We start from the raw sequence: 6,028 nt of genomic DNA, 5'->3' as shown, positions 1-6,028 counted from the left end.
GGGACGCGGGGGGACGGGACCGGCCCCGCGGGCGGTGCCGGGAGCGGATACAGACCCCCGCCGCGGCGCGCCGGGTGGCCGCCAGGCCGTAGGGTTGCGGGGATACCCCCGGCCGGATGCCCGGGGTACGCGCACCACGTGAGCATCCTCCGGCGTCCGGGGCACCCGGGTACCGGAGAGCGCCGGAAGACGGCGGAGCGGCAGGAAGACGGCAGGAAGACGGCAGGACCGAGACGAAACGCGGCAGTGGACGCGCCGCCGGCGCCGGCGGCGCGGGAAGACCGAGGAGAGGACAGGATGATGCCGGTTCCCCGACCGAACGAAGGATCGCGGTGGCGCTGCACGATGTGCGGCAACCTCACCCGCTTCGATGTGACGCGCTCCAGCAAGGTGGTGGAGTACGTCCATCTGGACCTGGCCGGGGAACCGAGGGTGGAGGAGCGCGAGGTGCTCAGTGAGACGATCGAGTCGGTGCGCTGTCGCTGGTGCAACGCGGTGGACCAGGTCGAACTGGTGGACCGCCCCAGCTCCGGCGCGCAGGTGTGACGACGGGTGGGTGTGAACCGTGGTGGAACGGACGGGTGGTGAGCGCGGACCGGGTGAGCCCGGCGAGGAGGCGCTCGACCGCCCGCTGCCCGAGAAGGTGCGCCGCCGGGTGGTGGCGCTGACGGGTGACGCGCTCGGCGGTCTCACCGTCGCCGAACTCCCCGTCCCTCTGCGGCAGTACGCCCGTTTCACCCCCCAGCGGCGGGTCAGGTTCGCGGGCAACGCGATGGCCGCCGCCCTGGAGAGCGACCCGGCCTTCCGGCAGCGCATCGCCGACCGGCTGTGCGAGGCGCTGCCGGAACTGGCCGCGTCCGTCCGGGGCGGCACGTTCCCGGCCGCCGCCGATCCCGTGGACGTGGCCGCGGTCGCCTACGTGCTGCGGCCGGAGGGCTGGGCCAAGCTCGTCGTCGCCGCGACCGAGGAGGCCCAGCGGACGCAGGCCGAACGCGCCGGCGAGGAGGCGGAGCGGGAACTGGCCCGGCTCCGCGAGGAACTGGCGCGGGCCCGGGCCGCCGAGCGCGCCCACACCGAGGGGCTCCGCGCGGAACTGGACGCCGCCCGCAAGGAGGCCGACTCCCTGCACCGCAGGCTGCGCAGCGCGCTCAGCGACGTCAGGCGCGGCGAGGCCGCGGTGCGCAAGGCGCGGGCCGAGCTGGAGGAGGCGCGGGCCGCGGCCGCCGCCGAGAAGGCCGCCGCCGAGAGCGAGGCACGCCGGCTGCGGTCGCGGCTGGCGGAGGCGGAGGCGGCTCTGGAGGCCGGCCGCCGCGCGGTGCGCGAGGGCCGCAGCGTGGAGGACATGCGCCTGCGACTGCTGCTGGACACGGTGCTGGACGCCGCCCAGGGGCTGCGGCGCGAACTGGCCCTGCCGCCTGCCACACACCGTCCGGCCGAGACCGTGGACGCGGTCGAGCCGGGCCGGATGACGCCGAAGGACATCGCCCGGCGGGCCCTGTCCGAGGAGGACCCCGCACTGCTGGACCAGTTGCTGGCACTGCCCCAGGCGCACCTGGTGGTGGACGGCTACAACGTCACCAAGACCGGCTATCCGTCGCTCCCGCTGGAGAAGCAGCGGCTGCGGCTGCTGGGCGGACTGGCGGGGCTGGCGGCCCAGACCGGCGCCGAGGTGACCTGTGTCTTCGACGGGGCGGAGCTGTCGGCTCCGGTGCTGCTGGCGCCGCCGCGGGGGGTGCGGGTGCTGTTCAGCAAACCCGGCCAGACCGCCGACGAGCTGATCCGGCGTCTGGTGCGCGCCGAGCCGCCCGGCCGCCCGGTGGTCGTCGTCTCCGCCGACCGGGAGGTGGCCGACGGGGTGGCCGCGGCCGGAGCCCGTCCGGTGGCGTCGGTGCTGCTGCTGCGCAGGCTCGGCCGCACCTGACGCCCCGCGCGCCCTCCGGCCCCGTACCGGACGCTCCGTCACCTTCCCGCGCGTGCCCGGAATGTCCGTCCGGGGCGGCACTCAGCGTCAGGCCGCGGTAGCCGACAGTGGAGCGATGGTAAAGGATGTGGCCGACGGGCGAGATTTTTCCTATGAGGATTTGAAGCGATCACCCCGCATGGCTAGTGTCTGGCCCGAACCTCTGCGCAGTTGATCACCCAACCGGGGTGGCAGCGGAGGAACCGCCGAATCCGCGGCGCTCATCGCGGAGCCGGGTGGCCCCCGGTCACTCCCGGCAGGCGGCTGAGGAAGAAGGAGCTCGCCCCAGTGGCGTCCCACCGTCGACCCAAGCAGCCGAACCGCGCACGTGTGACCGTGCTCACCGCGACCGCAGCGGCGGCGGTCGCACTGACATCCCAGACGGCCCAGGCCGACCCCAAGCCGACCAAGGAAGAGGTCAAGGCCAAGGTCGACAAGCTCTACGAAGAGGCCGAGCACGCCACGGAGAAGTACAACGGCGCGAAGGAGAAGCAGGAGAAGCTGCAGAAGCAGGTCGGCAATCTCCAGGACAGCGTCGCAAGCGGTCAGGGAGAGCTGAACGACCTGCGCGACAGCCTCGGTTCGATGGCCACGGCCCAGTACCGCAGTGGCGGCCTCGACCCCTCCCTGCAGCTGTTCCTCTCCTCCGACCCCGACAGCTACCTGGCCAAGGCCTCCGCGCTCGACCAGCTCAGCAGCAAGCAGGCCGGTGCGCTGAAGAAGATCCAGTCCAAGCAGCGGACCCTCTCGCAGCAGCGCGAGGAGGCCTCCGAGAAGCTGAAGGACCTGGAGGACACCCGCAAGGAGCTCGGCGACAAGAAGAAGAAGATCCAGGACAAGCTCGCCGAGGCCCGGCGGCTGCTGAACACCCTCACCGCGCAGGAGCGCGCCGAGCTCGACAGGGAGGAGGAGCGGGCCAACCGCGCCTCCTCGGCCCGCGTGGACCTCGGCAGCTCGGCCTCCGCCACGCAGCGCGCCTCGGCCGCCCTCAGCGCGGCCAAGTCCAAGCTCGGCTCCCCCTACGTCTGGGGCGCGACCGGCCCGAGCTCCTTCGACTGCTCCGGGCTGACCTCCTGGGCCTACAGCCAGGCCGGCGTCTCCCTGCCGCGCACCTCGCAGGCCCAGGCGAACGCGGGCACCCGTATCTCCCAGAGCCAGCTCGCCCCCGGCGACCTGGTCTTCTTCTACGGCGACCTGCACCACGTCGGCCTCTACGCGGGCAACGGGCAGATCCTGCACGCCCCGAAGCCCGGCGCCAACGTGCGCTACGAGTCGATCAACAACATGCCGTTCATGTTCGGCGTGCGCGTCTGACCGGCCGTCACCCCGCTTCTCAAGCCTCCTCCGTACGGGTGAATCCCGGCGGGGGAGGCTTTTCGTCGCCCTCTTCCGCCCCCCCGCTGCCGACCCGGCCCTGACCAGGGCTTTGACCTGGTCCTGACCCGTGCCACCGTTCCGCGCCGGGGGAGGGGGGCTGCGCGATGGGCGGTGCGGCGATCCGTGAACGGAGCGTGTCCGTACCGCTACTGTCGGCGGCCACCGTACTCGAAGCGGAAGGGAGAGCGGTTCCGCCGTGGTCTCGCAGCCTTCGCCCCGACACGCCCCCCGCCGCCCCGGTTCCCGGCGGCGCGCCTCCTCTTCCGGCCTCTTCGGGCTGGGCACCAGGGTCACCGCGCTGTCCGCCGCCGCGGGCGCGGCGGCGGTGCTGACGGCGGCCCCGGCGGGAGCCGACCCCGCGGGCGGCCCGGCCCCGGCCGCGCTGAGCGCGCGGGTGGACCGGCTCTACGCCGACGCGGAGCGGGCCACCGAGCGCTACAACACCGTTTCCGAACGAGTGGAGGACCTGCGCGAGCAGGTCGAGCGCGCCCAGGACGGAGCCGCCCGCGACCAGGCCAGGGTCAACCGGATGCGCGGGGACCTGGGCTCCCTGGCGAGCGCGCAGTACCGCTCCGGCGGCATCGACCCGTCGCTGGCGCTGCTGCTGTCCGAGGGGCCGGAGGAGTACCTCGCCAAGGCCGCCGCCCTCGACCGGATCAACAGCCGCCAGGCGGCCAAGCTCAAGGCGTTCCGCGGCGCGGTGCGCGCGCTGGAGCAGCAGCGCACCGAGGCCGGCGGGAAACTCGCCGAACTGCGGCGCCAGCGCGAGGCCCTGGGCGAGCACCGCGAGGCCGTGCAGCGCAAGCTCGCGGCCGCCCAGCGGCTGCTCAACCGGCTCCCGCCCGAGGAGCGCGCCGCCCGCGGGCACGCCTCGCGCGACGCCGGACGTCCCGGTGCGCCGATGGAGCCGGCCCCCTCGTCGCGGGCCGCCGCGGCGGTCGCCGCGGCCCGCGGGGCGGTCGGAGCGCCGTACGCCTGGGGCCAGGCAGGCCCGGACGCCTTCGACTGCTCCGGGCTGACCTCCTGGGCCTACGGCCAGGCCGGCGTCTCCCTGCCGCGCACCTCGCAGGGGCAACTGCACGCCGGGCGGCACGTACCGCTGGAGCAGGCGCTCCCCGGCGACCTGGTCGTCTACCGGTCCGACGCCAGCCACGTGGGGATGTACGCCGGAGGCGGACAGGTCCTCCACGCCCCGCGCCCCGGGGCACGGGTGCGGTACGACCCGGTCGGGATGATGCCGGTCGCCGCCGTGGTCCGGCCCTGAGACCGCTCCCGGCCCGGTCCCCGCCCCCGAGCCCGCTCCTGCGCGCGCCCGGGGCCGGGGCCGTACGATCGGCGGTGTGACACGCGGGTGGCGGAGGACGTCGGCGGTACCGGCCGTACTGGTGGCCGTGCTGCTGGCGTTCCAGCCGGGCTGCGTGGAACGGGACCGGGACGGCGCCGCGGAGCGCGGGCTGCTCCAGGCGGTGCTGGACCGCCAGGCCGAGGCCGTCCTCACCGGCGACCGCGAGGCCTACCTGGCCACCGTCGATCCCCGCGCGGACGGCTACCGGGACGCCCAGCGCACGGTGTTCGGCAATCTCGCCCGGCTGCCGATCGACCACTGGTCCTACCGCGTCACCGCCACCGGCGAGGACGCCTTCCCGCTTCCGGCGGACGGGGGAACCGGCCCCCGGCGGATCGCGGTCCGGGCCGAACTGCGCTACCGGATCGAGGGCTACGACCCCGCACCGGTGCGGGACGTGGAGTACCTGACCCTCACCGAGCGGGAGGGCCGCTGGTACGTCTCCTCCGACGGCGACGGCGACGGCGACGGCGACGGGGACCGGGACGGCGCGTCCGGTGGCCGTCGCGGCACCCAGCAGCTGTGGGAACAGGGCGAGATGACCGTCGTGCGCGGCGAGCGGAGCCTGGTGCTGGGGGTCGGCCGCCCGGAGTTCGACCTGCGCGCCCTGGCGGACGACGCCGACCGCGCGGTCCCCGGCGCAGGCGAGGCCTGGCCGCGCCCCTGGCCGCGCCGGGTGCTGGTCCAGGCCCCCGCGACACTGGAGCGGATGGCCGGCCTCCTGGGCGGCCCGCCCTCCTCCTACCGCGGCATCGCCGCCGTCACCACCGGGGAGGCGGGCGGACGGAGCGCGGCCCCGGCCGAGCGGATCGTGGTCAACCCGGAGGCCTACTGGCTGCTGGGCGAGGAGGGGCGGCGGATCGTCATGACCCACGAGGTCACCCATGTGGCCACCCGCGAGCACACCACCGAGTCCACCCCGCTGTGGCTGTCGGAGGGCTTCGCCGACTGGGCCGCCTACCGGGAGGTGGACCGGTCGCCCGCCCGGATCGCCCCCCTGCTGACCGACGCCGTCCGCGACGGCGAGGTGCCCCGCCGACTGCCGACGGACGAGGAGTTCGCCTTCGCCGGGGACGCGGACCGGCTCGCCCGCTCCTACGAGAGCGGCTGGCTGCTGTGCCGGATGGTGGCGCAGCGGTGGGGCGAGGAGAAGCTGGTCGAGCTGTACCTGGCGGCGGGCGGGTCCGGCGGGGACATGGACCCGGTGGTCCGCGAGGTGCTCGGCACCGGCATGGACGGGCTCACCGAGAGCTGGCGCGAGTACCTACGGCGGGAACTGGGCGGCCGGTAGCGCCCGCGGCGGCGCCGCGCGGGCGCCGTAACGGCCCGCCTCACCGGGAGACCAG

5 protein-coding genes are annotated in these 6,028 nt (G+C 74.9%); all 5 read left to right on the top strand.

Annotated features, from left to right (window positions below; all coding sequences use genetic code 11):
• Positions 1-300: 300 nt before the first annotated feature.
• Positions 301-546, top strand: coding sequence for a hypothetical protein (locus L7D48_RS24350; RefSeq protein WP_093848576.1), 246 nt, complete (start codon positions 301-303; stop codon positions 544-546).
• Between the two features lie 22 nt (positions 547-568).
• Positions 569-1,921: an NYN domain-containing protein gene (locus L7D48_RS24345; RefSeq protein ID WP_237882511.1), complete on the top strand. Its 1,353-nt coding sequence runs from the start codon at positions 569-571 to the stop codon at positions 1,919-1,921.
• 327 nt (positions 1,922-2,248) lie between these two features.
• Complete coding sequence (locus L7D48_RS24340; RefSeq protein WP_237882507.1) at positions 2,249-3,274, top strand: NlpC/P60 family protein; 1,026 nt, start codon at positions 2,249-2,251, stop codon at positions 3,272-3,274.
• A gap of 259 nt (positions 3,275-3,533) precedes the next feature.
• The gene (locus L7D48_RS24335; protein ID WP_374493583.1) at positions 3,534-4,601 is read left to right on the top strand and encodes an NlpC/P60 family protein; all 1,068 of its coding nucleotides are present in this window, start codon (positions 3,534-3,536) and stop codon (positions 4,599-4,601) included.
• A gap of 76 nt (positions 4,602-4,677) precedes the next feature.
• Positions 4,678-5,973, top strand: a complete 1,296-nt coding sequence (locus tag L7D48_RS24330) for a hypothetical protein (RefSeq protein WP_237882505.1) — start codon at positions 4,678-4,680, stop codon at positions 5,971-5,973.
• Positions 5,974-6,028 lie beyond the last annotated feature (55 nt).

This window comes from Streptomyces sp. ICN903, from assembly GCF_022015835.1.
Classification (GTDB): Bacteria; Actinomycetota; Actinomycetes; order Streptomycetales; family Streptomycetaceae; genus Streptomyces; species Streptomyces fenghuangensis.
This window is presented reverse-complemented; position numbering and strand designations above follow the sequence as displayed.